Source organism: Novosphingopyxis sp. YJ-S2-01, assembly GCF_016093175.1.
GTDB lineage: Bacteria > Pseudomonadota > Alphaproteobacteria > Sphingomonadales > Sphingomonadaceae > Novosphingopyxis > Novosphingopyxis iocasae.
In genome coordinates this window covers 1918954-1943427 of sequence record NZ_JAEDAI010000001.1, presented here as the reverse complement: position 1 = coordinate 1943427, position 24474 = coordinate 1918954, and the positions used below count along the sequence as shown (strand labels likewise).

Here is a 24474-nt window from a genome sequence, read left to right as displayed (position 1 = left end):
ATCTGGCCTCCTAACCGAACATGTCCGGGCTGAGTAGACCCGGTCCGCGTCTCATCCGCCAGCAGGAAACCAAGCCATGCCTCTCGACCGCGACGCCCGCGTCCGCCGCACGAAATTCCGCGCCTGGCACCGCGGCACGCGCGAGGCTGATTATATGATCGGCGGCTTTTTCGATCGCCATCATGAAAGCTTCTCCGAAGCCGACTTCGAGTGGTTCGAACGGCTGCTGGAAGAACAGGATGTCGATATCATGGCCTGGGGCATCGGAACGCAGGCCGTGCCCAGCGCGTTCGATGGCCCGCTGATGGACAAGTTCCGGAAGCTCGACTTCATCGACATCCCGCGCTGATCGGTCCGTTACCTTCTCTTCCACCGTTTGTGCTGAGCCTGTCGAAGCACTGCCCCTATCCGCAACGCCCCCTAAGAAGACCGGCCCTTCGACAAGCTCGGGGCGAACGGAGTTTTTCGAACAGTCTGATGCCCGATCTTTCCAGGATAACGCAGGCTAAGCGCCCGCTCACGCTCAGTTCGGTTCCAGTCGGCTTTCTGCCGTGGCTGCTGGCCGATCTGGCGCGCGCTGCGAAGGGCCGCGCGGTCTACATCGCGCCGGAAGAAACGGAAATGCGCGCGGTGGCCGAGGCCGCGCAATATTTCGCGCCCGAGCTGGAGGTGCTGGAATTTCCGGCGTGGGATTGCCTTCCCTATGACCGCGCATCACCCTCGCTTCCCGTAACCTCGCGCCGCATGGCGACGCTGGCTGCCCTACAGGCCAAGCCCAAATCGGCGCAGCTTCTGGTGACCACGGTCAATGCCGTCACGCAGCGCACGCTGACACCCTTCCGCCTGCGCGAACTGGGCGCAAGATTGCAGCCTGGCGCGGTCATCGAGCGCGAGAAGCTGTCCGAACTGCTTACAGCCAACGGATATGAGCGCACGGAAACCGTGGCCGATGCGGGCGAATATGCGGTGCGCGGATCGATCGTGGATCTGTTCCCGGCGGGCCGCGAGCTCGCGCTGCGGCTCGATTTTTTCGGGGACGAGATCGAATCGGTTCGCGAGTTCGATCCGGCGGACCAGCGCTCGGTAGGACGGGTGGATCACTTCGACCTGCTCCCCGCCGCTGAGGCTCTCTTGGACGAGGGATCGATCAAGCGCTTTCGTAGCCGTTATCGCGAGCGTTTTGGGGCCACCGCGACCGGCGATCCGCTTTATCAAGCGATCAGCGAGGGCCGCCGCTTGGCCGGCATGGATCATTGGCTGCCGATGCTGGAAGAACGGCTTGTCCCGCTTTTCGACCATCTTCAGCCGCAGGATCTGATCGTTGCCGATGCCGGTGCGCCCGCCGCGGCGCAGCAGCGCTTCGATGCAATTCAGGATTACCAGCAGAACCGGCAGCGCGCACAATCGAGCGAGCCGGGCAGCTATCGTCCCTTGCCCGCCGATGCGCTCTATCTGACGCCCGATCAATGGACGCAGGAACAAGAAGAGCGGCCCGTCCACCAACTCAGTGGATTTGCCGAGCCGGAGAGCGACCGCGTGCTTGACTTCGGCGTCGCCGGATCGCGCGATTTTGCGCCCGAGCGTGCCCAGAACGCCAATGTCTACGAAGCGGCGGTGAAGCATATCGATGCGCTGCGGAAGGACGGCAAGCGCGTGATTCTGGCCAGCTATTCGCGCGGCGCGCGGGAGCGGCTCACCGGTCTGATGAAGGACCACGGCCTCAAGAAGTCCAAGGCCGCCAAAAACTGGCAGGAGGCACAGGGAGCGGCAGCAGATGGCAGCGCCGCGCTCACCATCCTGCCGCTCGACAGCGGGTTCACGGGCCCTGACATCGCGGTCATTACCGAACAGGACATGCTCGGCGACCGGCTGGTCCGGCGGCGCAAGAAGCGCAAGAGCGCGGATGCTTTCCTTGCCGAAATCCAGGCGCTGGCGGTGGGTGACCTCATCGTTCACGCCGATCATGGTATCGGGCGCTATGAGGGACTGACCCAGATCGAGGTCGGCAAGAGCGCGCATGACTGCGTTTCGCTGGCCTATTCGGGCGGCGACAAGCTGTTCGTGCCGGTCGAGAATATCGACGTACTTGCGCGCTACGGCGCCGATCATGAAGGTGCCTCGCTCGACAAGCTGGGCGGCGAGGCGTGGCAGCGGCGCAAGGCGCGGATGAAGGAGCGCATCCGCGAGATTGCGGGTGAGCTTATGAAAACCGCTGCAGCCCGCGCTCTGAAGCCCGGCGAAGTCGCCGAGGTGGAAGACAGCAGCTACGCCAGCTTCGTCGATCGTTTTCCTTATGAGGAAACCGAAGATCAGGACCGCGTGATCGGCGAGGTTATCGAAGATCTTCAGGCAGGTAAGCCGATGGATCGCCTCGTCTGCGGCGATGTCGGCTTCGGCAAGACCGAGGTGGCGATGCGCGCCGCCTTCGTCGCGGCGATGAGCGGGATGCAGGTGGCCGTCGTGGCACCGACCACGCTGCTCGCACGCCAGCACTACACCAATTTCGTCGAACGTTTCCGCGGTTTCCCGCTGGAAGTCGGCCGCCTCTCGCGCCTTGTACCATCGGCCGAGGCCACGAAAACACGCGAAGGGCTGAAAGACGGCACGATCGACGTCGTCATCGGCACCCATGCGATCCTTGCCAAGTCGGTGGATTTCAAGCGTCTCGGTCTCGTTATCGTCGATGAAGAACAGCGTTTCGGCGTGACCCACAAGGAGCGGCTGAAGGCTCTGAAAACCGACGTCCATATGCTGACGCTCACCGCGACGCCGATCCCGCGCACGCTGCAGATGGCGATGTCAGGCCTGCGCGAACTGTCGGTGATCCAGACCCCGCCGGTCGATCGTCTGGCAGTGCGCACCTATGTGATGCCTTGGGACCCGGTGGTGATGCGCGAGGCTCTGCTGCGCGAACATTATCGCGGCGGCCAGAGCTTCTTCGTTGTCCCGCGCATCGCGGACCTCACAGATATCGAGGAATTTTTGCGCGAGGAGGTGCCCGAGGTGAAGGCCGTCGTCGCGCATGGGCAGATGTCCGCTGGCGATGTCGAGGAGCGGATGACCGCCTTCTACGACAAGCGTTACGACGTGCTGCTGTCCACCACGATCGTCGAGAGCGGGCTTGATATCCCCAGCGCCAACACGCTCATCGTCCACCGGGCGGACCGCTTCGGCCTTGCCCAGCTCTATCAGCTTCGCGGCCGCGTCGGTCGTTCCAAAACGCGCGCTTATGCCTATCTCACCACGCCTGAAGGCCGGGTGCTGACCGAGACGGCGGAAAAGCGCCTCAAGGTCCTGTCAGACCTCGATAGCCTGGGTGCGGGCTTCCAGCTCGCCAGCCACGATCTCGACATTCGCGGCGCGGGCAATCTCGTTGGCGATGAGCAGTCCGGCCACATCAAGGAAGTTGGCTTCGAGCTCTACCAGTCGATGCTCGAGGAGGCGATCATCGCCGCAAAGGCCGGCGACATGGGTATGGATGCTCCGTCCGAGAAGTTCAGCCCGCAGATCACCGTCGATGCGCCAATCTCCATTCCAGATTTCTACGTGCCGGACCTTTCCTTACGCATGGGCCTCTATCGCCGGATCAACGAGATCGATCAGGTGGACGCCATCGAAGGCTTCGCCGCCGAACTGATCGACCGCTTCGGCGATCTCCCAGATGCAACGGAGAACCTGCTCACACTGATGCGGGTGAAGCTGAATGCGCTGACGGCCCAGGTCGCGAAGATCGAAATCGGTCCGCGCGGCGCGCTGGTCAGCTTCCACAACGACAACCCGCCGGACGTGCCGGCGCTGATGCGCTATGTGGAGCGGCTGGGCGAGGTGGCGAAGCTGCGGCCCGACAGCAAGCTCGTCATCAACCGCGTATGGCGCGATCCCAAGAGCCGCCTCCACGGCGCGCTGCAGCTGTCACGCGGCCTTGCCAAAATGGCGCAAGGCAAAGGCTGATCCGTCGCAGCCAGAGCTGTTCGGGCTGATCGCGTCGGGCGCTTTTCTCCGCGCTAGGCAGTGCTGAGAGCGAAGGCCGATCGGCTCAACGCCTAGCGAAGGCTTAGCGAGCCGTTAGCGGTTCGCGGCCAGCGCAAATTCGCGAAAGGCGTCAGGCTCCAGAGCGCCTGCGCGGAGGAAGCCTTGCCAGTAATCGCATCCTTCGTCAGCGATCAGATCGCGCTGGCCTTCGCTCTCGATCCCTTCCGCGATCACTTCGAGCCCGAGCGCCTTTGCCATCGCAATGATGGCGCGCACAACGATCCTGTCCCGCTCAGAGCCCTGAAGCTCCCCTGTCATGCGTTTGTCGAGCTTCAGATAATCGAGCGGAAGCGCGCTGAGATAGGCGAGCGAGCTGTACCCGGTGCCGAAATCGTCAAGCGCGATCCGCAGCCCCTCGGCACGCAGACGTCCGAACTGCTGCCCTGCCGCTTCCAGATCGTCGATCAGTGCACTTTCGGTAATCTCGACGGTCAGGCAGTCCTTGCGAAAACCATGGTCTGCCAGATATCCCAGCAGCCGATCCGCCATGTCCGGACTTGCCAGATCCTGCGCGGTGACATTGATCGACAACCGCAGGTCCTGAAGCGCCCCGCCCCAGCTTGCCGCCAGATCGATTGCTCGCTCCTGGATGTGCCGCGACAGCGCCAGAACGAAATCGCTGCGGGCGGCGGCGGCGAACAGCGCTTCACCCCCAAGCGTGCCGAACTCCGGATGCTGCCAGCGCGCCAAGGCCTCCGCACCTGTCATGCGCCCGTCGTGCAGCGCGAATTGCGGCTGAAACAGGATAGCGATCTCGCCCCGGTCCAGTGCATGGCGCATGTGGCGGCCCAGCGTCTCGTCCATCAGCGCTTCATCAAGGCGCCCTGCCTCGGATTGGACGATGGTGCGGGTATCGGCCCGCATCGCTTCTTCCAGCGCCATGCGGGCACGTCGCATATAGGCAGCGCCATCTTCCGCGTCATGCTTCTCCGCAATGCCGATGCGGGGGCTCAAGTGGATCGCACTGCCTTCGATTTCGACGGGGCGGTGGAGCTCGGCCACCAGCTGGCGGGCGACAAGCGGCGCGGACGCGGCGGCATCCAGCGCGATGAGAAACTCCGCGCCGCCGGTGCGCGCGGCAAAGGGCGGGCGCCCCTCGATCACGCGGAGGAAGCGGCGAATACGCTCGCCTACGTCAGCCAATGCGCGGTCGCCGCCGTCCCGGCCATGGGAGACGTTGACGTTGCGAAAGCCGGCCAGTCCGATCAGCAGCATCGCGCCCGGCAGAACGGCATCCTCCAGCCGCAAGCGCGCGGCCTTGCCGGTCGCCAGACCGGTGATCCAGTCCCGCTCATCGTCGCGCGCTGCCTTATGTTCGCGCCTGTCGTTCATCGCGTTCAACCCTTGCCCCGCACCATCGCGCCCCCTAGCACGGTTCCCTAAGCGCGGGACCGTTAAATTCCTGTCATCTCGACCTTGAGGGTCTGGCGCTGCAATGAACGTTTTTCTTGAGGCATCGGCATGATCGAAGGCACCGCGCTGCTCGCCAGCCCCACCCGGATGGCCCGCGAGGCGCGCGAAGAACTGCTCGGCCGCTACGAATTCGTGGACCTGGAAGATGCCGCGCGCGTCGTGGTGCTGGGCGGAGACGGCTATATGCTGCAGGTGCTGCACCAGATGCTCGAAAATGGCCGCCTGAAACCGGTGTTCGGCATGAACCGCGGCACAGTGGGTTTCCTGCTCAACAGCTGGCGCTCGGATGACCTGTCCGACCGACTGGCGAAAGCAAAAAGCTTCTCCGTCGCGCCACTACGGATGAGCGTGACGAGTGCCAGCGGCGAAACCCGTATTCTGCCCGCCATCAACGAAGTGTCGCTGCTTCGCGAGACGCGCCAGACTGCCAAGATCGAAGTGCGCATCGATGACCGCGTGACGATTGACGAGATGGTGTGTGATGGTGTGCTGGTTGCGACGCCGGCGGGATCGACCGCCTATAATATGTCGGCGAACGGCCCGATCCTGCCGCTAGGCTCCGCCATGCTGGCCCTGACGCCGATCAGCCCGTTCCGTCCGCGCCGATGGAAAGGGGCCATCCTGCCGGACCGCAGCCGCATCAGTTTCCGTATCCTGAATGCCGACAAGCGCCCGGTATCCGCCGTTGCGGATCAACGTGAAGTGCGGGATATTACCCGCGTGGATATCGAAATCGATCGCAGCCGGCAGCTTACGCTACTGTTCGATCCGGAACATGCGCTTGATGAGCGGATCGCGATGGAACAGTTCGCCACCTGAACGGCGGCGTACACCCTGTTAAAGCCCGCGGCGGTCGCCCTTTCCGTCAAGCTGAATAGTCGGTGGGGCAAGGCCGTCAAATCCGTCACGCCCCTTGTCCTTGGCATCGATAGCCATGCCATCGCGCGCGGCAGGATAGTTTCGCGGCGAGTCAGCAATCTCGACGATGGCCGACAAGGCGCCTTGCCCTTCAGCCCAGCGCAAGGCTGCGGCTTCCGCCGTAACGTCGTTCACATATTCGCCGCGATGCCGCGCGCAAACGGAAAGGAGGCCGTGAATCAGTTCACAGTTCCATCCAAACCGGTTTGGTCCGATAGGGATCAACCGAATACGAGCCTCGGCCTCCAGCGCCCGCTCGCCTTCCTCCAAACGTTTGACTTTCATGGCACTTCCCCTCCCAGCAGGCCTGTCACCACAAGCCACTATTGGCAAGGGCAGACGGCAGGTCAAGGATGGCCGAGCCGAATTGGTCAGGTTTGAGCGAAAGCACCGTTCTGGGACGGCATGCACTGATATCAGTGCTGAAAAGTGGCTCCCCGAGTTGCTGTCGAACATATCTTCTAACGCCCCTTTTTGCGTTGGTTTTTGTGATTTGCCTTGGTTCGATGCCCCCATTTATGACCCCGCCGAAGCGTTGCTTGGCGGGGTTGGGGGAGACTTAGGTTTGGGGCTGGTCAGCTTTCCAATCGCGTATGGTGGAGAGAGGCCATCGGACTGAGTTTGGTCCGATTCTCCGCGGACGGGGGAAGGAGCCCTCTTCCATCTTTCGATATAGCGTCGTCTTGCTCAGGCCAGTCTCAGCCTCGACCTGCAGACGGGTCAGCAGGGGATCGTCAGCGACGCGCTGCAAGAATTGGCGCTGGACCATTTGCTGGGAAATGGGCTGTTCGCTTGATAAAGCACTCATGCTGTCACCTGCTCAGATCTGAATTTTTCGGTTTCATCGCCCCAGCAGTCCCAGCCTTTGCGGCGGGTGCGGGCGAAGAGTTCGAGGCGGCGGGCGGCGGTGGGAACCAGGCGCTCGCAGATCTCGTACTGGCTATCCGGCTTGCGGCTGTGTTCGCGGCGTTCGGCGTCGATGCCGGCGCCGTCGATTGCCGAGACGATCACGTTGCGGACATCCCGCGCCGTGGTAGGCGAGCCGAGCGTGCCGATCAGGAACGGTTCGGTTGCCGAGCGCATGACATAGCCTGTGCCGAAGGCGGACTTTCCGTGGCGCGTCAGCTTGTGCCAGCTGCCGCCGGTCACATAGCGGAAGCCCCACGCCTTCATCGTTTCGAGCGCCTGCGGAAGCGACGGCCAACATGCCCACATGAAGAGCAGGCAATCGCCCTGCCCCAGTCGGGCGACATCCAGCGCCTGCAGATCTTCGAACGACATGGTGCCGTAGTGTGCCGCGGGTGACTTCGCTTCCCCTCGCGCACTGCGCAAGGCGAACGACCAAGGCGGATCGGCTAGGATCATGCCGTAGCTCACCGGGGTGATGTCTTCGAACCTATCGAACGCCGTCATCAGCCGATCCCCAGCGCGGCTTTATAGGTTTCGATGAGTAGCTCCATTTCCTTGCGCTCTTCCGGCTTCAGTTTCCGGAGGCGCACGATCTGGCGCATGATCTTGACGTCGTAACCTTGGCTCTTCGCCTCCGAGTAGACATCGCGGATATCGTCGCCGGTGCCCTTCTTTTCTTCCTCCAAGAGTTCGACGCGCTCGATGAAGAGGCGGAGCTGTTGGTCGGTGGTGGTGGCGTTCTCTTCCGCGCTATCGTCTTCGACTGCTTGAGCGCGGTCGCCGCTATTGTGACCGGGGCCGCTCATGGTCTGCCTCCGGTGAGCAGCGCGTAGGCCTCGGCGCAAAGGCCGGTCAGGACGAGCAGGGCCAGCACGATGGCGAAGCCGCGGAGTGGGCGGCGGGCGCCCGGGCCGTGGGGGCGGCATCGGGGGCAGCGGCAGTGATGGGGATGAAAGTAAAGCATTCCTTCAAACTCCGATTCCGAAGAGACCGAGCAGAGCGCGACCCGGGAGGGCCGCGAACGCGATTGATCCGACTGCAATGCAGGCGCGGCGAACGGCGCGATCGAGGCGCGGATGCGACGTCCTGCGAAGAGTGTGGCACCCGTCGTTCTGGTGCCGTTGCCGCTGCGCGAAGGGGGTTGCCGGTTCATGCCGCACGAGCCCGGCCTTCGATCGCATTGGCACCTTCCACCGGTTCAGGTTCGCGGCAGTTGGTGCAGAGCGTGGGATCTCCCTCCACCCAGCTGCAGCCATGCCCAAGCGCGTCTATGCACGCATCGTGCGCGCTGCAGGCGCATTCGCGGCAGAGCTGCGGTTCATCGAGCTCGACGCCGCAGCGGATCGCGACGAGAGCGTTGTAGACGTTCGCGTCCATCGGGAACGTCGCTGCGATGTTTCTGACGACGACGCCGGTAACGTAGGCCTCATCATTCTCCAGTTCGGCGAGATGGGAAACCATCCAGTTGATCTGCGCGACGCCCCATTTCGGGCGCAGCGTTCGGGCGACGTCTTCGAGCGTCCTGTCTGCCGCCTCGCGCCGTTTGCGCAGATAGGTGCCGGGTGACATCGCGGTGGTGACCGGCGCGGCGATATCGGGCTGGGCGAACCCATCCAGCGACGGCGCTTCCATTGTGCTCATCATGTTCATGTCGGGTGCTCCGTTCGGGCAGCAGGGAGCCGTTTCGGAAAGCGCGGGTGCGCGAACCGAAGCGGTTTGAATTTCGGACTTTGATGGGGGGAGGCCGCGGGGCGGGCCGATCAGGGGGCGGCCGGCTGAACCTCGGTGAGCGAAGGGCCGATCATGCCGATCCTTCCGCAATGCCTTTCAGCACCAAGCGCAGACTGGCGGATGCGACGTCGACTTCATCCAGCTCGATCAGAGCGCGCCGCGCGTCGGCCGCGCAGAAGTCGTCGTCGGCCAAGCCTTCGGACACCGCGCGGCTGACGTCACCGAACTCGGCGGCGATGGCGGTAACGCCTTTCAGGAGAGCCTCCTCCCCGCCCGCCGCATCGGGCAGCGGCACGAAAAGCCCGCCATTGGCGCGGCAGAGGTGCCGCGTGATGTGCGGGTGGCCAGCCTTGCCGTGGCCCGCGCTCTCGATGATCTCGACATCGCGGATGGTGAGGCTGTGATGATAGTTGGGCGAGGCGGCGCGGGAGAGGAGGCTCTCGCTCTTTCCGGTATCCTGCGCGCATGGAGTGAAGCCCCCTGCGGCCTCGATCGCCTGACGGACGGCGCGCGCCTGGCGCTGCTCTTCCGCCGGCAAGCTGCCTTCGAGTTCACGCATCGGCCCCTCCCCTGCTTCGCATGGGGAAAAAGACAGCGAGTATGATGCCCTGACAGGCCTGCCGGTTCCCGGCAGATTGCGCCCATGAACGGACGAACGGGATCATCGCGCCGCCCCTTCCCTTGGTTGATCGAACTGGATGGCTCCCCGGACGGAGGGCGGGTTGGCCCCTCCGCCCGGTTCGCCTGTCCCGGAGGGGAATCCGGAACCGCTCCCGTGCGCCAGCGCCTTCGCTTGAGCGACGCCAGCGCCTGTCCCGTCGCCAGAATGCGTAACCGGCTTCGAGACACCTGGGGGGTGGGCGGGAGTTTGAGGTTCGCGCGGATAGATATCCGGGCGGAGATCGTGACGTGAGATGCCGTAAAGCTTCTCGACCGTCAGGACGTAATCGACGGAGAGGCGGTGGGCCTTGTTCACCATTTTCCAGACGGCCGTCGCCGAGCAACCGATCGCTGTTGCGAGCGCGCTGTTTGAACCGGCCAGTTCCACTGCACGCATAAGAGCCTGAAAGGAAAGCGTTGCAACCATGGTGCTAGGACTGCAACCTTGGTGGTTACAAGTCAAGCACCAAAATACTATTCCAACTTGTCACCTAGGTTGTAGGTAGTGCCAATGGGTTTGGGTGAGCGCCTCGCTGAGCGGATGAAAAGCGCGGATTTATCGCAATCTGAACTGGCGCGCCGTGTCAACGTCACACCCCAGACTATCGGAAAATTAATTCGGGGAGAGGCTCGTGGTTCGATCCATCTTCACCGGATTGCGCGCGAGCTTCGGACTTCGCCGGAATACCTGACTGGCGATATCGATGATCCTACCGCTGGCGCACCACCAATTCTTCCAGAGCGCGACGACATCATCGAAGTGCCGATGCTCGATCTTGCCTATGGCATGGGCGGCACGTTCCTGGAGGACGACGATCCGGAAGTGCGCCACGAGCCGTTCTCGACCTCTTTCATCCGCCGCTACACCAAGGCCGGTCCGGAACATATCGTGTTCGCGGAAGGTATCGGCGACAGCATGGCCCCAACGATCGGTACCAATGATCTGGTGCTGATCGACCAGAGCGACAATCATCTGCGCATGGCCGATCAAATCTGGGCGTTCAGCTTCGGCGGAGTGGGTATGATCAAGCGTTTGCGTCCGCGCCCGGACGGCAGCGTGGCCATCCTTTCCGACAATCCATCCGTGCCGGAAGACCGTGCGGTAGATGACGAACTGCATCTGATCGGCCGTGTGGTCGCTAGGGTGGCGAAGTTGTAGCTATATCCGGGGGGAGATTATGAAGAAGTGGATGATTGGGGCGGCCGTGCTGGCCGCAGTGCTTTTTGGAGCATGGTATTTCGCGTCGCCCAGCTATGCGATGATGCAGCTGAAGGACGCCGCCGAAGAAGGCGATCCCGAGGAATTGCGTGACCGGATCGATTTCCCGGCTGTACGCGAATCCATGAAAGCTCAGATGTCTGCTATGATGGCACGCAAGATGGCCGAAGAACCCAGCGACGGGTTTGCAGCCTTGGGTGGTGCGCTAGCCATGGGCATGGTCGGTCCGATGATCGACGGCTTGGTCACGCCAGAATTCATGGCAGCCATGATCGAGAAGGGTAAAGCCGAAAAGAAGGACAGCGCTGGCGCATCGGAGGTGAGCACCGAGGATGCATCGCCGGTGAACTGGAAGATCGATCGAAATGGGTTCGACCGTTTCCGAGCGCGCCCCGATGGCGACAAAACCGGTGCGGCACTCCTATTCGAAAGAGACGGCCTTGGCTGGAAGCTGGTCTCTCTCGACTTGCCAGCGGACGAGCTGGCCGGAGAGGAATGAGGGGGAAAATATGGCTGATTTAGTACATCCGTTTCTATCGAAAAAGTTTGTCGGTAATCCGACTTCGATTGGCACGTCGGCTGACCGGTACGAGAACTTTCTGATGGCCGGCGAGCAAGTGCAGATGGAGTTCAAAGGGTTGCGTGACGCGGCCGTTTTCACCGACCGGCGTATGCTCGTGATCGATCCCCAGGGGCTGCGGGGCAAAAAAGTCTCCGTAAGCAGCTTTCCCTGGAAGGCGATCACGGCCTTCTCCCTGGAAAACAGTGGCACGTTCGACCTTGATGCCGAGTTGAAGATCTGCGGTTCGGGTTGGGGCGTCTGTGAACTGATGTTCACGAAGGGCGTCGACGTTTCGAAAGTAGCGCAATTCATCAACGAAAAAGTGTTCGGCTGAACAGACCGAGGGGGGGGGGATTACATGGCAAACGGTACGAAACTGTGCCGGGAATGCGGGACCGCAAACCCACGGGACGCGGAAGTCTGCTCCAACTGCGGCGCGACTTTCGCGAGCGGGACCGTCGCCGAACCGAAGAAGAGTGGATCCAAAGCCAAAAAGTTGGGGTTGGGCTGCCTTAGCATTTTCGTTCTACTGTTTGTCATAGGTCTATTTGCTAGCCCCGATCCAGATGAGGCAACCGCTGACTTGGCAAACATCGAAGCTGAAACCATGGCGGCTCCCGCTGCCAGCACCGATAACAATGAGGATATAGCAGAACCGGCGGCCACCATCGAACCAGCAGAGCCGAGCCTGACCGGACCACAGCGCAACGCGGTGCGTAGCGCGAATAGCTATCTGGCATTGACCGGTTTTTCGCGCGCTGGTTTGATCAACCAGCTTTCTTCCGATGCTGGGGAAGGGTATGACGAGGCGGACGCCACGGTCGCAGTCGATAGCTTGAATGTCGACTGGAACGAGCAGGCCGTGCGATCCGCCAAGCAGTATCTCGATCTCACCGGCTTTTCTTGTAGTGGGTTGATCGAGCAGCTCTCCTCTAGCGCTGGCGAGAAATATACGAACAGTGAAGCGCGGTACGGGGCTGAGCAGGCAGGGGCGTGCTGATCGTGGAAGATCCTCTCAATCCTCCGCCGGGAGCGACGTTTCAAGATTTTCAGGTCTTGAAGTTTACCGACTCGGCTTTGGATCCGATCATCAACGAAATTGACCGCCTTTTTGGGTTCAAATTCTATTATGCGGCGTTGGCCCTTTCGCTGTCTCTTCCCGATATATGCTCTTCGCTTGAACTCAGCGCTGCGAAAAAGAACAGCCCCATAGGGCCCCGTTACAAACGCTGGTGTGAAATTTATCTTCAGCCGAAGTTTTCGACATTCGACCCCGTCGATTGCTGGGCCCTGCGCGGCAGCGTTCTTCACAATGGAAAGCTGCATGGAAATAGAGAAGCAAAGTACGATCGGATCATTTTTACGCTGCCGTCACCGGCGTTAATCCATGAGCTCGTTTGTCAAGGTAATGGAGGCTCGGATGAAACTGCACTACAACTAGATATTAAAACGTTCCTCCATCAGATGGTTGCAGCTGTGCAAGAATGGTTCTCTAAAAAGAAAAATTCGGCTGAAGTTTCAGTCAATCTGAAGGGTTTGGTTCGTTACAGAACTGACGGTCTGGCGCCGCACTGCGTAGGGATACCAGTGATCGCTTAAGCGATTTAATCCTTTATGGTTAAGCGTAATGCGGCACATGCTTCGCTCGTGCGATCATCAGGCAGCCATCGGACATAGAAAGTTGATGGCGTCGCCTGAACCCGGTGCAACCACCGGCAGACCACAGTCACCAACATTCGCCGGCTGCCCGATGATGCGGCGGGGTTCGACAGAACAGACGAAGCGGACGCCGCATGCTTCGTTCGTGCAGTCATAAGTTACCTCGCGGTAGAGCGGCGTAATGTTGCGGCCGCGTACGACGCGCGCGGCACTTTCGCAGACCGGGCAAGCGATCTTGGGGTCCGAGGATTTTCCGGCCATCTTACAAATACTCCCATCCCTTGTTCCCCTAAAGTTCCCGCCGTCTTCCTGCTAACCGATCGATCCAGCGCCTGCAATCGGCACCTCACATTCCAGCCTAGTGGTGAGGCCGCTGCGCGGATCTAGATTGTGGGCGACGCTCGCGACGATCCAATTCTCGGCTGTGATCTCCGCGCGAAAGCCGGTGAGCGTGACCGGCTGTTCGGCACCGATTTCGGGCCGCCCGAAGGCAAGGTTCACAGATAGCGAGCGCGGGGCGCGGCGGATGCGGGCCCATTCGGCATCGGCAGCGCGCTGTGCCTCCTCTTCGCTAGCGAAGATCTTGTGCAGCACCTTGGGGTTTTCGGCATCGCCGGTGGTGACGGATGGGGCTTCTTCAGGCTCCGCCTTCGCCTTCGCTGCGCGTGCTTTGACCGTTTTCTCTTTGGCCGCCTGCTTGTCGTGCCATTTGGCGGTGACGCCGGAATACTCCTCGCGCGCGGCGATCCGATAATCATGACCATCGCCATCCCGGTACGCAATGCGGACGGGAGGCAGGCTCTCTCCGCCGGCAGTCTGGCCGCCAGCCAGGGGTAAAAAGAGGAGCGTGCCGTTCTTCACGGTGGCGACGGCATCGTTTTCCTTGCCCAAGCGCCGCAGGAAGGCGAGATCGCTCTCCCGGCTCTGCACCAGCGTTGCGAACTGGCGCGAGGCCAGCGCCGCCGCAATGCGGGCTTTTATTTCCTGGCGACCGGCCAGTTCCTGCAGCACCGCACCGAGCGTCACATCCTGCCAACTCTGATCCCGCCGCATGCGCCAGGACGATGTGAAGTCCGCGCTGCGGGCGCGAAGCGTGATCCGATCCGGCGGTCCGGAATGAGTAACCTCGTCCACAGTAAAAAGCCCCTTGTCGAACAGGCCCGCCGCAACGCCGCCGTCCTGCCCTTCAAAGCCCAGCTGCACCTGTATGGTGGCACCAACCGGCGGCAGCGCGAGATCGCCTGCGCTATCGTCGAGGTCTACGGTGAGCTGGTCTGCCGCGTCCTCGCGCCGCTCCTGAAGTGCGATCGACATCAAATAGGGACGCAAGCGGTCTGACAGATCGCGGCCATCGAGGGCGATGCGCCACGCGGGGCGCGCGATGGGCTGCATCAGAACAGCCCCTTTGCGATGCGAGCGATGCTGAGTGCATCGCCCTTGAGCGAGGCCAAGCCCGGCGCGGCGCCTGCCAGCTTATCGAAGAGCAAGTTGCCGATGGCCGCGCCGGGATCGTCCACGCGTTCGAGATCCATGGCCCATTCGTTGCGCCGGGCCTGGCCAAAGCGGTCGAGCACCGTTTTCTTGGTATCGAGGGCGAGGATGGCGTAGCGGCCGAATACGTTGCCCAGCCCGTCCACCAGAGGCTGCGCCGCGCCTTCCTGCATCATGCGGTTCAAGGTGGCGAGCCCGCCCTCCGGCGCGCCGACGCCGAAGGCGGTGGTACCGGACAGAGTAATGACCTCCGGCCCCGGACCGAGGAACTGCCACGCATCCGGCGCGCCGATGCGTTCGTTGCGGGCGAAGCGGACCGAGCGGCGGTGGACGATGTCCTGATGAGCCAGCGAGGAGATCGAGAAAAAATAGAGGCCGAGGCTCATCAGCATCGATCAGTCATCCTCATATTCGGAGCGGCGATCTGCGGCGCGCTCGCGCTCTATCTGCTCGATGATCTGGCGGACGCGGCGGGCAATCTCCTGCGGATCGCTGCCGTTGATCGTGAAATGATAGCTTGCGGAGGGCTGCGGATCGCGGCGTTCGCGCGGCGGGCGACCGAACGCGGGCGGCGCAGGATCGGCGTGCCGGATTGCCGGGCGGAACGCGCTTGGTTTCCGAGCCGGCATCTCGAATTGCGGCAGAGCGGACGGCGCCGGTTCCCGCGCGATCTCGACCGAACCGAGCCGGGGAACCGAAGCGGCGGAAAGCGGCGCGAAGGACAGTGAGCCAAAAGCAGCCGCTGCGGTGAGGCGGTTGGCGAGGCCACCCATCTCGCCCAGCACATCGCCGGTGCCGCGGCGAATGCCCAGCGTCAGACCGTCGGTGACGTGGCCGCCGATGGCAGCGAACACACGGCTTGGGCTGCGGATGCCGAGCAGCTTCTTCACGCCGTTTACGCCGCCCAGCACAACGTCCTTCAGCGCGTTCCAGACCGCGCCGGGCGCGGCGCGGATACCGCGGACGAGACCCGCGATGATCTGGCCGCCGATCGTCAGCATGCGGGCGGGCCAGCTTGTGGCGAGCGCGACGATCGCCGCCCATCCCGCCGAGAATACGCCCTTCACGCCATTCCAGAGACCGGCGAAGAAGCCAGTGATACGGCTCCACTTTTCGTAGAGGATGTTTGCCGGATTGTAGCGACCATCTGCCGCCCCCTGGATGAAGTCCCAGACGCCGACGAACAGATCCTTCACTCCTTCCCACAACGCTGCGAAATAGGGTTTGACGACATCCCAGTGCCGGAAAATCAGGCCGAGCGGCGTGAAATTCACGAAGAGCGTCTTTGCGATGTCGAGCGCGCTTGAAAGCACCGCCACGACCGAGTCCCAGATGCCGGCGAAGAAGGCGCTGATGCCCTGCCAGTGCTTCACGACGAAGCCGAGCGGGGTGAACGTCATCAGCAATGCCTTCAGCACGGTGAAGGCGCCGGAGAAGACCGCCTCCACGCCGCTCCAAAGTGCAGCGAAGAAGGGGGCGACCTTGTCCCAATATTTGATGATCAGGAAGGCGCCGATCGCGATGGCGGTGATGGCGAGCCCGATCGGGTTCATCAGCAAGAACCGCCCCGCTGTGAAGATCGCCTTGCCGACCCCGATGAAGCCCTTCTTCACCATCGCCAGTCCACCGCCAGCGGCGATGCCGCCCTCCTTCAGGCCGAACAGCGCTAACCGCGCCATAGCGAGCGGCCCCATGACGGTGCCGATGACGATCGCCAGGGCTCCCACGCCGACGAGCAGTCCGCCAAGAATTGCAGCGGCGACGGCGATGGTTTTAGCCAGAGCCGGGTTCTCGCGCGCCCAAGCCGCGATGTTGCCGGCGACGGTGGAGATCAGCGCGGCGCCCCGATCGATCACCGGCAGCAGCTGCTTGCCGAAGCTGATGCCCATAGCGATGACGCCATTAGTTGCGGTTTCGAGCTTGTTCGACGTCTTGGACATAGCCGTCTCGAACTCCTGCCCCATCGAGCCTGCGTAGTTCTGCGCATCTCCGACGAGGGCGAAGTTCGCCTTCAGATCTTCGAGGTTGGCCAGCAGCGGCGCGATCGCGGCGACGGATTCGCGACCGAACAGGTTGGTGAGCATCCCGGATTGGCGATCCTTCGGCAGCTTTGCGATGGCGTCCAGCACCTCCAGAATGGCACCGCGCGCATCGGTCTGCATCCGCTGCGCCATGTTCGAAGCATCGAGACCCAGCGCCTGGAAAGCGGCTCCCTGCGTTTTCGTGACACTTTCGCCCGCCGCCATGGTGAGCATGAAATTCTTGATGCCAGTGGAGCCGACGCTGCTTTCCACGCCGATGGCATTCATCAACTGCGCCATCGAGGCGACCTCGCCGCTCGCCACGCCCATAATCTTGCCGAGCGGACCAACCTCCGTCACCATCGCGGCAATCTCCGGCGCGGCGCCGCCGAAGGTATTGGTGAGCGCGTTCACCTTGTCGCCCAGCTCGACAGTCTGCGGCAATGTGAGGCCCAGCCCCTTGCGCCAGGTAGCCATCATCGATCCGGCTTTATCAGCAGTGATATCGAACGCGGCGGCCATCTTCGCGCTGTTGTCCACAAAGGGGAGCAGATCTTTTGCGGCAACGCCGGCGCGTGCGCCCTCGGCTGCGATCTGACCTAGGCCTTCGATCGGCACCGGCACGCGCGCACCGATCTCGATGAGGCCATCCTCGATCGCCTTCAGCCCGGCGGGCGAAACGTCATTCAGGACTTTCTTCACGTCGACCATCTGACCCTGAAAATCCATCGCGGTCTTGGACGCCGCGAAGGTGGGCGCAGCGACCGCGACGCCGGCACCAAGCGTGGCAGCGCCAGCGCCCGTCAGTCTCGATCCGCGATCACGCGCAGCGTCCATGCGGGCGCGGGCGCCGTCCATGCGCTTCTGCCGGTTGGCGAGGCTTTCCAGCGCCTGCTCCTGATCGTCGATCGAGCGGCTAGCGGCTTCCATGTCGCGCTTCAGGCGGCGCTGCCCGTCGCCGAGATCCAGCGTCGAGATACCGGCTTCGCCGAGCGTACCGCGCAGCTGATGCAGCTCCCTCCGTTGGTCGTCGAATTCGTTGCCCAGATTGGACGCTTCCCGCTTCGCTTTCTCGAACGCGCGGATCATTTCGCGCGTGGGCTTGTCCGCCGCATCCACCTCGCTGGCTAGGCGCGTCACCTCGGACCGTGCATCGGCCAAAGCGCGCCCGGTTTCGATGCTGTCCCGCTTCACCTTGCGGAAGGAACCGAGCGCGTTCTGGGTTTGCTCGAGCTTGCGAAAGGCATCGCGCGAAGATTTCAGCTCCTTGCCCATGGCACGGCCGCCCTCCTGCACCGCGCGCATCGGCCCCGTCGCCTTTTCGACGGCGGAGAAAATCATGCGCAGTTTCAGTTCGCGGTCCACGGTCTGCTCCTCAATCGGCCTCGCGCGGTTGCATCGCCCTAAAGCGATCGATCGCCAGCGCGCGCCAGTTCATCAATTCGGATAAGGAGAGCGGCTCCAGATCGGACAGGGGCCAGTGGAAGACAGCCGCTATGTCGGCCATCGCGTCCTCTACCCGTTCGACGCAATCTCCGCCCGCTTCGCCTTCGGAATAAAAAAACCGACGACCTCACCCACGATCTGCATGAAATCAGACGGGGCCAGGTTGCCCGCATCGATGTCCGCCCGATTGATCACCGGGCTGGAGATCCGCGGCAGCAGCTTGGCATGCTCATCGCTGTCCGCTTCGTTGATGAGGCGCGACAGAGAAAGCCCCTTCAGTGCGGCGCCGGCTGGCGGCGTCAGGACCACCTGATCGATCTGCCTTTCGCCGCGCACGAACGGATAATCGAGCGTGACCGTGACGGGCTGCGGACGATCGCTGGCGGCGGCGATCTCCGCCTTCTTCTGGCTGTCCATGTGGTGTTCTTTCCTCATTGCTCAGTGAATGGGCGGCGCGGCAATCAGAGGCCAAGCGCGGCGCGGATCGGGGCGCGAACGTCGGTGCCGTTGTAGCGCTCGATCCCGGCAAGCTTGTCGACATGGATCACTTCGCGATCGTCCACGAGCAGCGTGTAGACCGTGATCGCGCAGGAGACCTTGGTGCTGCCGTTCTCGCCGCGCTTATGCTCGCCCGCCTCAAGTTCCTTGTGGTTGCCGCGGATGACGTGCTCGACCTGCGTCACGGCGCCGTCATTGCCCTGCTGATAGGCTCCGACGAAGCGCAGGCCGAGATCGCCCAGACCGGTGATGCCGAACTGTTCGAAGCTGGCGATCGAGAAGCCACGGGTTTCGTACTCGCAATCGATCTTCTCCAGATGCTGGTTGACCTCGATTGGCGCGGCCATCCCGCCGGCGATCCACTCCTCCATTTTCCTGCTGAGTTTGGGCGCACGGCTCATCGTCGCCTCGCCTACGAAACGTCCGTCGGCGAACAGGGCGAAATCCTTCAGATCGGTGGGCAGCGACATGGGGCGGTCCTTTCAGTTGGCGATGCAGGGCAGGCGGCAAGCGGCGATCAGGCCGCCTGCGCCAGCTTCCCGAAGTCGGCGAAGTAGGTGTCGGTGATGGTCTGGGTGAGGTGGATGCTCTCCGCCGGAGGGACCGGCGTGAAATCATAATCGATGAAGAGCTGGCCTGCGGACAGGGAGGCGCTGTCGTTCTTCGCGGGATCGTACCGTGCCTCGCCGCCGATCAGCAGGCCCTGGGCTTTCATCTGGCCAACCTTGTGATTGATGGTGGAGAGAATGTCCTTCACCAGCCCGGGGCGCAGCGGCTTGTCGATCGCCCACATCAGGCCGTCGGCGATGGTATCGCGCAGCACCTGCGCCGTGCGGACAGCGCTTTCGAAAGCGAACAGCGGCTCTTCCGAGCAAGTGCGATTGCCCCAGAAGCGGAAGCCATCGCGGCGGATGACGGTGGTAATGTCCGCATCGTTCAGGATGCCGGCATCGGTAGCGGAGGACTGCAGATCGAAACCGATCGGACGGGACGTCCCGAGGACGCCGTTGATGGCGACATTGGACAGCGTCTTGTGCCAGCCAACCTCCTGATCGATCTTCGCCCGAAGGCCGAGCGCGTAGGCGGTGGCGGGCGCATCTGCGATGGCCCCTTCCCTGCCCAGTACCTTTACGCGCGGGGCGATAAGCATCAACTCGCGCTGGCCGAAATTGGCGCGGTACCCGATGGCATCGGCGCTCGCCGGTCCGGGTGCCTCTGCATAGACGAAGCCGTGCAGTTCCTGGGCGACCGAAACGAGCGCGGCCGTTACCGCCTGATCGTCGAGACCAGGCGCACCAAGAATGCGTGGGCGGACGCCGAGCAGGCTTTCGGCATCGCGTAGCGCCTGGACGCCGGTGCGTCTGCCGTCACCGTCGACCGTACCCACCGCGTTAGCGCTGGTGGACGCGCTATCGGCGCCTTCGGCCACGCGAACGATCTGCACGATGGTTCGGACCTGATCGGCAATCGCCTCGAGCGTCGCGCGCAGCGTACCGGTGGTACCCGCAGCGGCGATGGCGGGAGCGAGATCCGTGAACTGAACCGGCACGTTCAGGGGGAAGACCTGCGCATCGGCGTCGTCCGCGGTGGCCACCAGACCAATCACGGCGGTGGAAACAGTGCGCAGCGGGCGAGCGCCCTCGGTGGCTTCGACTAGCTTGACGCCGTGGTGGAGCGGCATGGGCGGTCCTTTCAGCTGGATTTCTGGGTGAGCGGGATCGACAGAGTAACGGTCTCGGCGCTCGGCGCGCTGGCGGCTTCATGGCCGGTCAGCTGCACGGCAATGGTGCCAGGGCCCGGTTGCTCGATGGCAATGGCGGTGAGCACGAGCGCGGGATAGAAAGCGGCGATGGCAAGCGCGGTGGCGGCAAAGATGGCCTGGCGTCCGGCATCGTTCAGCGGCGCATCGACCAGGTCCGGCAGGTGCGAGCCATAGTTCCGGTTGCAGAGGCGGCTGCCGATGGGCGTCGACAGGATATCCTCGATCGACTGCCGGACATGCGCGAGTCCCGCGATCGTTCGACCGTTCCTGCGATCCATGCCCGAAATCGTGGCGAGCCGGGCCGTCATTCAGGCAATCCGGACTTGGCGGCGCCGGCAGCAACCCCCCCGTGCATGTGATGCACGAGGCTGATGTCGCTTGCGATCACGTCTTCCGTGACGGTTACAGTCCCCACGATGGTGACATCGGCAGAGATCGAAACGCCGCCGGGAGCGACGAGCGCAACCGCGCCACCCGCCGTAGACAAATCAACGGTACAACGGTGCGCTTCATGATCGTAGGCGAAGACTGCGCCGTCATCGAACTGGAGCAAGGTTTGATCCCTGGCATCAGGTGCGGGCCGCTGCGCGGAGAAAAGCGCGCTGAGCAGGAAAGCGGCAGACCAGTCTCCGTCCGGGCAGACGATCACGACTTGCTCGCCAATCGAAGGCGGCGACCAGATGCGCAAGGATCCTGCGCGCATGCAATTCCAAGGGATGGCCTGCGTTTCCACGCTACCGACCCTGACGCGCACGGTTGCGGCATCGAGATCGCGCTCGAACACGGTTCCGATCCGGATCAGGTCGCTGGCGTCGGTGCGCGCCATTCAGCCAGCCTCTTCCGCTTCGTCCATCAGAACGGCAATCGCGGTAAAGCGCGTGCCAGCTTCTCCGATGACCGCATCGGCGCCCTTGGCCTGGTGCGGGAAATGGATTTCTCCGGAATCGATGCGCGCGCGCAAATCATTGGTGAGGTCGGCCAGAGGCTGTGCAGCGGCTCGCATTTCGGCGAGGGATTGCGCCGTCGACAGGGCAGCGGCGAGCTGCGCCAACTGGGCCAGCATTAAGGTCGAAACGTCCGCCACCGTGCCAAGAAGTGAATCGGTATCCCCTGCCCCGGCTATGATCCGCTCGCGCAGCTTTGAACGATCGGCCGCCGCGTGGGCTGCCTGCTCGGCAGCGTCGATTGCTTCTTCCGGATAACCGAGATCCGCCGCTTCCCCGCGCGAGACGTTGATCGTCTGGCGACCTTCAAATTCAATATCGAAACGCATCGATCGTCCCCGTTCAAATGGTCAGGATGTTGCCGGCGGAGGTGCCGCCGTTGTGCTTCACGGCACCGTTGGAGAGTGTGAGGGCCTGATGCGCGGAAAGGATCACGTTGCTCGCCGCGTTCTTCACAAGCGTGATCGGCCCGCTCGCGGTGCAATATTCAGTGTTGAAAATGACCGTTGATCCCAAAGCCGGATCGATAAGAACGGCCGTGTCCGTCGCAACGAAATCGACGCGATTGCCCCGAAAAATCATCGGCGCGTTGCCGTTCGAAACGGGCGCGACAACGCTGTCGTACCCGTTCCAAGGAAGCCCGGCGTCTACCTTGCCGGCGATGTCCAGCACGCAGCCGACAATTTCCAGCCCATCGCCGAGCGCGCCGGCGACGATGTAATAATGCAGGTTAGTGCCTCCGGTGATGCGGGTGTCCACGGTAATGCGCGGCTTCGCACCGGCACCCTGCGCTTCCAAACGCAGCCTGCGACCGCCCAAGGTAATATTTTCGGTGAGGTGGAGAGTTCTTCCTGCAGTGACGTATGCGGTGACCAGAGCGCCCTTAGGCGCAGCACCAATCAGCGCGGCCAGGCTGGTGAAGACACCGCCACGCACATTGGTGGGTTCGGCGGCAGTCGGATCCCAGGTGGCGGTGAAGTTCAACTGCTGCGCAACAACGCCGCGAAGGTCCGCCGCGAGCGCATCATAGGCACCGCGACGCTGCGCGATTTGCGCATCGGCGGCGGTGTAGAAGCCTCCGAACTGTTCGCGCAGATTGTTCATGGCCTGCGCCGCGAGGGTGATGTCTTCGACGCTCATGGATCAGTTTCCTTTCCGCAGCGCCGTGATGGCAAGGCGCTGCGCGTGCAGTTCGTTGGCGGTGATCGCCTCGGCGCGAAGGCTTTGGACGGCGAAGGCGTAGAGCTCGTCATCTGGCGCATCGACGATGACGAGGCCTTCCGCCGCACGGCTGAAATCGAGCACGTGCTCGACGATGTAATCGATCGCACCGGTGCGACGCGGCGCGATGTCCAGCCCTGCCCAAATCGAAACGAGCGCGCCGTCGGTATCGAAGAAGCCCATTTCCCGAACATCGAATGCCGGCGTGTCGGAGAGAAATTCGGCGATGACGCGCCAACTGCTCCGTCCGAGAGGCTGGCGCTTGGTGATCGGCACGCGAGCGAGCTCCCGCCTCAGGGTCTGCTGCGCTGCGGATGGACTGTAGACCGCGCCGAGTCCGTCGCCGAGAGCGACATGGGAGATGGCCACCTGCCCCGCCGAGCCCGCGGCCGTGCGAATTTTGGTAAGTCCGATGTCGGTGATCAGCGCGGTGGGCATTACGCAGCCTCCGCGAAGATCTGCACGGCTCGGTCTATTTGACGGTGCCGGAAGCCGCACCGGACCGATGCCGAAGCGGTGACGCCCTGCGCCTCCGGCTGCGGCACGAGCATGCCGGCTTGGCGGTGACTGCGGCGGACACCAGTGCGAAGGTGCAGGGCGACATCGAAATGCTCGCCTATGCGCAAGCTGTAATGCGAGCGGGTGGGTTTTACATAGTCGATCTGCGCGGCGATCATCGCGAGCAGCCGTTCATCGATGCCCAAGCCCGCGGCGAAGATGCTCTCCGCAAATGCCGTGATCCGAAAGGTGTGCGGCGCGTCCCCGCTTTCGAACCACTCGACGATGTCGAGACCGATATCGAGCGCTTTTAGCGCGGTGCGGACGGCGCCGATCGTTCCCTTGTGCCGGTGCACGAAGAACGCATCGGCAACGACGCGGCGCTTGCGTGCCTCGCTCCACCCATCATCCCACAGATCCACGGACAGCGCCCATGCGAGCCAGGGGAGCAGGTGCGCGGGACAGGTGTCCGGCTTCCAGAGGTCCCGGATCGGCACCTCGACCGCGTCCATGCGGCGTGTGAGCGCGGCCTCGATCGCACGTTCAAGCGGTGTGCTGGAAGGCGGCAGCAGGCTCATTCGCCAATGCCTTCCGCATGGACCGCGATACCGGTACAGAACGCAGCCTCGGTCTCTTCGCAGATGACATCCTTCCAGCCATGCAGCGTAACGCGGCTGATACCTTCGACGCGCAGCTGGGCGAGAATGCCGTCGAGGGTGATGTCCCGGCCCAGTAGCTGGTTGGCGGCCTGCCAGGCGCTCAGCCGTTCCCGCGCGGTTTCGATCAACAGCCCGGAATCGGGACCGGCATAGGTCCGGATCGACGCAGTGACGACGTAGGGGCGGATCTTGGCGGATTGTACGGTGAGCCGGTCGGTTAGCGGACGCCGTTCCTCAGCAGAGAGAAACGCTGCGACGGCGGAAACGAGATCGGCCGATGCGCTGCCGTCACCCTGGCGTGACTGAACGGTCACCAGCACTTCGCCGGGTGCCGGGCTGATGCAACTGGCACGGCGTACGCGGGCGTCTGCCTCGGTTGCGAGCGAAACATAGGCGCCGACTGAACCGGCGGCGGTGAAGGCTTCCGGCGCGCGGACGATGCGGGCGCGCAGATCCTCATCATTCTCCAGCACGGCGGGAACGCCGCGCGCGCGATCTGCAGGGATGATGATCTGGCGCTCCACGCCGTAGAGCGCGCCGATATGATCGAGGTCCGGGCCGGAAGCGAAGGCGGGCATCACGGCGAGCCCTGCTTCGTCGATGCGGGACCGGATCAGCAGTTCGCGATAGGCAAAATATTCGGCGAGCTTGACCGCCGGATCGGCGGGGCTGAGTGAGCTGAACTCCGGGAACAGCGCGGCGATATCGGCGATGATCGCGGCGCGCACGGCGTCATAGCCGACAGCTTCAGCAACCCGTGGCGCGGGCAAGCGCGAGAGATCCACGCCATCAAACTTTTCACCGGAGATCGCCATGCGCGCCAATGACGCG

At 63.0% G+C, this 24474-nt stretch carries 30 protein-coding genes and 1 pseudogene; 8 read left to right on the top strand and 23 right to left on the bottom strand.

Features of this window, described 5'->3' with window-relative positions; genetic code table 11:
• The first annotated feature begins 76 nt into the window (after positions 1-76).
• Together I6A82_RS09510 and mfd are read left to right on the top strand one after the other, a co-directional pair.
• A complete protein-coding gene (locus I6A82_RS09510) occupies positions 77-349 on the top strand; it encodes an FAD assembly factor SdhE (protein ID WP_198094675.1) in 273 nt (90 codons plus the stop codon).
• Positions 350-477: 128 nt separating this feature from the next.
• Positions 478-3951 carry a transcription-repair coupling factor gene (gene mfd / locus I6A82_RS09505; RefSeq protein WP_198094674.1) on the top strand — a complete coding sequence of 1158 codons (3474 nt, stop codon included), beginning with the start codon at positions 478-480 and terminating at the stop codon, positions 3949-3951.
• 114 nt (positions 3952-4065) lie between these two features.
• On the opposite strand, the gene I6A82_RS09500 is transcribed toward mfd, so the two are convergent.
• Entirely contained in the window at positions 4066-5364 is a 1299-nt protein-coding gene (locus tag I6A82_RS09500) for a putative bifunctional diguanylate cyclase/phosphodiesterase (RefSeq protein ID WP_198094673.1), read from the bottom strand.
• 129 nt (positions 5365-5493) lie between these two features.
• Between I6A82_RS09500 and I6A82_RS09495 the strand changes: the two genes are divergently transcribed.
• Positions 5494-6264: an NAD kinase gene (locus I6A82_RS09495; RefSeq protein ID WP_198094672.1), complete on the top strand. Its 771-nt coding sequence runs from the start codon at positions 5494-5496 to the stop codon at positions 6262-6264.
• 18 nt (positions 6265-6282) lie between these two features.
• Here the strand turns inward: I6A82_RS09495 and I6A82_RS09490 are convergent, their stop codons facing one another.
• The 7 genes and pseudogenes from I6A82_RS09490 to I6A82_RS14735 all read right to left on the bottom strand — a co-directional run bounded on the left by I6A82_RS09490 (position 6283) and on the right by I6A82_RS14735 (position 10060).
• Positions 6283-6879, bottom strand: coding sequence for a hypothetical protein (locus tag I6A82_RS09490; protein WP_198094671.1), 597 nt, complete (start codon positions 6877-6879; stop codon positions 6283-6285).
• A gap of 43 nt (positions 6880-6922) precedes the next feature.
• Positions 6923-7132, bottom strand: a complete 210-nt coding sequence (locus tag I6A82_RS14650; RefSeq protein WP_198095573.1) for a helix-turn-helix transcriptional regulator — start codon at positions 7130-7132, stop codon at positions 6923-6925.
• A gap of 35 nt (positions 7133-7167) precedes the next feature.
• Positions 7168-7776, bottom strand: coding sequence for an MT-A70 family methyltransferase (locus I6A82_RS09480; RefSeq protein WP_198094670.1), 609 nt, complete (start codon positions 7774-7776; stop codon positions 7168-7170).
• A pseudogene (locus I6A82_RS14565) lies at positions 7776-8009 on the bottom strand (DUF2312 domain-containing protein); the annotation flags it as partial. The pseudogene I6A82_RS14565 and the gene I6A82_RS09480, both read right to left, overlap by 1 nt.
• 412 nt (positions 8010-8421) lie before the next feature.
• Positions 8422-8922, bottom strand: a complete 501-nt coding sequence (locus I6A82_RS09470) for a helix-turn-helix domain-containing protein (RefSeq protein WP_198094668.1) — start codon at positions 8920-8922, stop codon at positions 8422-8424.
• A gap of 151 nt (positions 8923-9073) precedes the next feature.
• Positions 9074-9562: a phage regulatory CII family protein gene (locus I6A82_RS09465; protein WP_198094667.1), complete on the bottom strand. Its 489-nt coding sequence runs from the start codon at positions 9560-9562 to the stop codon at positions 9074-9076.
• Between the two features lie 102 nt (positions 9563-9664).
• The gene (locus I6A82_RS14735) at positions 9665-10060 is read right to left on the bottom strand and encodes a transcriptional regulator (protein WP_442945122.1); all 396 of its coding nucleotides are present in this window, start codon (positions 10058-10060) and stop codon (positions 9665-9667) included.
• 114 nt (positions 10061-10174) lie between these two features.
• On the opposite strand from I6A82_RS14735, the gene I6A82_RS09455 reads away from it, so the two are divergent.
• The 5 genes from I6A82_RS09455 to I6A82_RS09435 are packed head-to-tail and all read left to right on the top strand — an operon-like array spanning position 10175 to position 13043.
• Positions 10175-10822, top strand: coding sequence for an XRE family transcriptional regulator (locus tag I6A82_RS09455; protein ID WP_198094665.1), 648 nt, complete (start codon positions 10175-10177; stop codon positions 10820-10822).
• A gap of 19 nt (positions 10823-10841) precedes the next feature.
• On the top strand, positions 10842-11381 hold the full coding sequence (locus I6A82_RS09450) for a DUF2939 domain-containing protein (protein ID WP_198094664.1): 540 nt from the start codon (positions 10842-10844) through the stop codon (positions 11379-11381).
• Positions 11382-11391: 10 nt separating this feature from the next.
• Positions 11392-11778, top strand: a complete 387-nt coding sequence (locus I6A82_RS09445) for a PH domain-containing protein (protein ID WP_198094663.1) — start codon at positions 11392-11394, stop codon at positions 11776-11778.
• A 24-nt stretch (positions 11779-11802) separates the two neighbouring features.
• Positions 11803-12444 (top strand): Ltp family lipoprotein, encoded by a 642-nt coding sequence (locus tag I6A82_RS09440; RefSeq protein WP_198094662.1) that lies wholly within the window; start codon positions 11803-11805, stop codon positions 12442-12444.
• Entirely contained in the window at positions 12438-13043 is a 606-nt protein-coding gene (locus I6A82_RS09435) for a hypothetical protein (protein ID WP_198094661.1), read from the top strand. Before I6A82_RS09440 ends, I6A82_RS09435 begins: the two co-directional genes overlap by 7 nt.
• 57 nt (positions 13044-13100) lie before the next feature.
• Here I6A82_RS09435 and I6A82_RS09430 read toward each other — a convergent pair whose 3' ends face one another.
• Genes I6A82_RS09430 through I6A82_RS09360 form a run of 15 tightly spaced genes read right to left on the bottom strand, consistent with a single transcriptional unit; the run spans position 13101 to position 24458 of the window.
• Positions 13101-13364 carry an ogr/Delta-like zinc finger family protein gene (locus tag I6A82_RS09430; RefSeq protein ID WP_198094660.1) on the bottom strand — a complete coding sequence of 88 codons (264 nt, stop codon included), beginning with the start codon at positions 13362-13364 and terminating at the stop codon, positions 13101-13103.
• 51 nt (positions 13365-13415) lie between these two features.
• The gene (locus I6A82_RS09425) at positions 13416-14495 is read right to left on the bottom strand and encodes a contractile injection system protein, VgrG/Pvc8 family (protein WP_198094659.1); all 1080 of its coding nucleotides are present in this window, start codon (positions 14493-14495) and stop codon (positions 13416-13418) included.
• Positions 14495-14986 (bottom strand): phage tail protein, encoded by a 492-nt coding sequence (locus tag I6A82_RS09420; protein ID WP_198094658.1) that lies wholly within the window; start codon positions 14984-14986, stop codon positions 14495-14497. Before I6A82_RS09420 ends, I6A82_RS09425 begins: the two co-directional genes overlap by 1 nt.
• Before the next feature lie 3 nt (positions 14987-14989).
• A complete protein-coding gene (locus I6A82_RS09415) occupies positions 14990-17980 on the bottom strand; it encodes a phage tail tape measure protein (protein WP_198094657.1) in 2991 nt (996 codons plus the stop codon).
• Positions 17981-17990: 10 nt separating this feature from the next.
• Positions 17991-18122 carry a GpE family phage tail protein gene (locus I6A82_RS09410; protein WP_198094656.1) on the bottom strand — a complete coding sequence of 44 codons (132 nt, stop codon included), beginning with the start codon at positions 18120-18122 and terminating at the stop codon, positions 17991-17993.
• Positions 18123-18130: 8 nt separating this feature from the next.
• Positions 18131-18478 (bottom strand): phage tail assembly protein, encoded by a 348-nt coding sequence (locus tag I6A82_RS09405; RefSeq protein WP_198094655.1) that lies wholly within the window; start codon positions 18476-18478, stop codon positions 18131-18133.
• Between the two features lie 44 nt (positions 18479-18522).
• A complete protein-coding gene (locus I6A82_RS09400) occupies positions 18523-19029 on the bottom strand; it encodes a phage major tail tube protein (RefSeq protein WP_198094654.1) in 507 nt (168 codons plus the stop codon).
• Between the two features lie 47 nt (positions 19030-19076).
• A complete protein-coding gene (locus tag I6A82_RS09395) occupies positions 19077-20240 on the bottom strand; it encodes a phage tail sheath subtilisin-like domain-containing protein (RefSeq protein ID WP_198094653.1) in 1164 nt (387 codons plus the stop codon).
• 11 nt (positions 20241-20251) lie between these two features.
• Positions 20252-20629 carry a GPW/gp25 family protein gene (locus tag I6A82_RS09390; RefSeq protein WP_198094652.1) on the bottom strand — a complete coding sequence of 126 codons (378 nt, stop codon included), beginning with the start codon at positions 20627-20629 and terminating at the stop codon, positions 20252-20254.
• Positions 20626-21147: a phage baseplate assembly protein V gene (locus I6A82_RS09385; protein ID WP_198094651.1), complete on the bottom strand. Its 522-nt coding sequence runs from the start codon at positions 21145-21147 to the stop codon at positions 20626-20628. Before I6A82_RS09385 ends, I6A82_RS09390 begins: the two co-directional genes overlap by 4 nt.
• Positions 21148-21594, bottom strand: a complete 447-nt coding sequence (locus tag I6A82_RS09380; RefSeq protein ID WP_198094650.1) for a hypothetical protein — start codon at positions 21592-21594, stop codon at positions 21148-21150.
• Positions 21595-21607: 13 nt separating this feature from the next.
• A complete protein-coding gene (locus I6A82_RS09375) occupies positions 21608-22405 on the bottom strand; it encodes a hypothetical protein (protein WP_198094649.1) in 798 nt (265 codons plus the stop codon).
• Between the two features lie 3 nt (positions 22406-22408).
• Positions 22409-22924: a phage tail-collar fiber domain-containing protein gene (locus I6A82_RS09370; RefSeq protein ID WP_198094648.1), complete on the bottom strand. Its 516-nt coding sequence runs from the start codon at positions 22922-22924 to the stop codon at positions 22409-22411.
• Complete coding sequence (locus I6A82_RS09365) at positions 22924-23562, bottom strand: phage tail protein I (RefSeq protein WP_198094647.1); 639 nt, start codon at positions 23560-23562, stop codon at positions 22924-22926. Before I6A82_RS09365 ends, I6A82_RS09370 begins: the two co-directional genes overlap by 1 nt.
• The gene (locus I6A82_RS09360; protein ID WP_198094646.1) at positions 23559-24458 is read right to left on the bottom strand and encodes a baseplate assembly protein; all 900 of its coding nucleotides are present in this window, start codon (positions 24456-24458) and stop codon (positions 23559-23561) included. The genes I6A82_RS09365 and I6A82_RS09360 overlap by 4 nt, the downstream gene beginning before the upstream one ends.
• Positions 24459-24474: the final 16 nt, after the last annotated feature.

Bases quoted from the DNA above. Each gene is read 5' to 3' on its own strand.
- I6A82_RS09450 (WP_198094664.1), top strand. From the start codon at position 10,842: ATGAAGAAGTGGATGATTGGGGCGGCCGTGCTGGCCGCAGTGCTTTTT.
- I6A82_RS09360 (WP_198094646.1), bottom strand. From the start codon at position 24,458: ATGGCGATCTCCGGTGAAAAGTTTGATGGCGTGGATCTCTCGCGCTTG.
- I6A82_RS09480 (WP_198094670.1), bottom strand. From the start codon at position 7,776: ATGACGGCGTTCGATAGGTTCGAAGACATCACCCCGGTGAGCTACGGC.
- I6A82_RS09500 (WP_198094673.1), bottom strand. From the start codon at position 5,364: ATGAACGACAGGCGCGAACATAAGGCAGCGCGCGACGATGAGCGGGAC.
- I6A82_RS09445 (WP_198094663.1), top strand. From the start codon at position 11,392: ATGGCTGATTTAGTACATCCGTTTCTATCGAAAAAGTTTGTCGGTAAT.
- I6A82_RS09375 (WP_198094649.1), bottom strand. From the start codon at position 22,405: ATGAGCGTCGAAGACATCACCCTCGCGGCGCAGGCCATGAACAATCTG.
- I6A82_RS09410 (WP_198094656.1), bottom strand. From the start codon at position 18,122: ATGGCCGACATAGCGGCTGTCTTCCACTGGCCCCTGTCCGATCTGGAG.
- I6A82_RS14735 (WP_442945122.1), bottom strand. From the start codon at position 10,060: ATGCGTGCAGTGGAACTGGCCGGTTCAAACAGCGCGCTCGCAACAGCG.
- I6A82_RS09385 (WP_198094651.1), bottom strand. From the start codon at position 21,147: ATGGCGCGCACCGACGCCAGCGACCTGATCCGGATCGGAACCGTGTTC.
- I6A82_RS14650 (WP_198095573.1), bottom strand. From the start codon at position 7,132: ATGGTCCAGCGCCAATTCTTGCAGCGCGTCGCTGACGATCCCCTGCTG.
- I6A82_RS09400 (WP_198094654.1), bottom strand. From the start codon at position 19,029: ATGTCGCTGCCCACCGATCTGAAGGATTTCGCCCTGTTCGCCGACGGA.
- mfd (WP_198094674.1), top strand. From the start codon at position 478: ATGCCCGATCTTTCCAGGATAACGCAGGCTAAGCGCCCGCTCACGCTC.
- I6A82_RS09380 (WP_198094650.1), bottom strand. From the start codon at position 21,594: ATGCGTTTCGATATTGAATTTGAAGGTCGCCAGACGATCAACGTCTCG.
- I6A82_RS09395 (WP_198094653.1), bottom strand. From the start codon at position 20,240: ATGCCGCTCCACCACGGCGTCAAGCTAGTCGAAGCCACCGAGGGCGCT.
- I6A82_RS09390 (WP_198094652.1), bottom strand. From the start codon at position 20,629: ATGACGGCCCGGCTCGCCACGATTTCGGGCATGGATCGCAGGAACGGT.
- I6A82_RS09490 (WP_198094671.1), bottom strand. From the start codon at position 6,879: ATGGGGGCATCGAACCAAGGCAAATCACAAAAACCAACGCAAAAAGGG.
- I6A82_RS09440 (WP_198094662.1), top strand. From the start codon at position 11,803: ATGGCAAACGGTACGAAACTGTGCCGGGAATGCGGGACCGCAAACCCA.
- I6A82_RS09510 (WP_198094675.1), top strand. From the start codon at position 77: ATGCCTCTCGACCGCGACGCCCGCGTCCGCCGCACGAAATTCCGCGCC.
- I6A82_RS09455 (WP_198094665.1), top strand. From the start codon at position 10,175: ATGGGTTTGGGTGAGCGCCTCGCTGAGCGGATGAAAAGCGCGGATTTA.
- I6A82_RS09465 (WP_198094667.1), bottom strand. From the start codon at position 9,562: ATGCGTGAACTCGAAGGCAGCTTGCCGGCGGAAGAGCAGCGCCAGGCG.
- I6A82_RS09365 (WP_198094647.1), bottom strand. From the start codon at position 23,562: ATGAGCCTGCTGCCGCCTTCCAGCACACCGCTTGAACGTGCGATCGAG.
- I6A82_RS09430 (WP_198094660.1), bottom strand. From the start codon at position 13,364: ATGGCCGGAAAATCCTCGGACCCCAAGATCGCTTGCCCGGTCTGCGAA.
- I6A82_RS09405 (WP_198094655.1), bottom strand. From the start codon at position 18,478: ATGGACAGCCAGAAGAAGGCGGAGATCGCCGCCGCCAGCGATCGTCCG.
- I6A82_RS09470 (WP_198094668.1), bottom strand. From the start codon at position 8,922: ATGAACATGATGAGCACAATGGAAGCGCCGTCGCTGGATGGGTTCGCC.
- I6A82_RS09495 (WP_198094672.1), top strand. From the start codon at position 5,494: ATGATCGAAGGCACCGCGCTGCTCGCCAGCCCCACCCGGATGGCCCGC.
- I6A82_RS09420 (WP_198094658.1), bottom strand. From the start codon at position 14,986: ATGCTGATGAGCCTCGGCCTCTATTTTTTCTCGATCTCCTCGCTGGCT.
- I6A82_RS09425 (WP_198094659.1), bottom strand. From the start codon at position 14,495: ATGCAGCCCATCGCGCGCCCCGCGTGGCGCATCGCCCTCGATGGCCGC.
- I6A82_RS09370 (WP_198094648.1), bottom strand. From the start codon at position 22,924: ATGCCCACCGCGCTGATCACCGACATCGGACTTACCAAAATTCGCACG.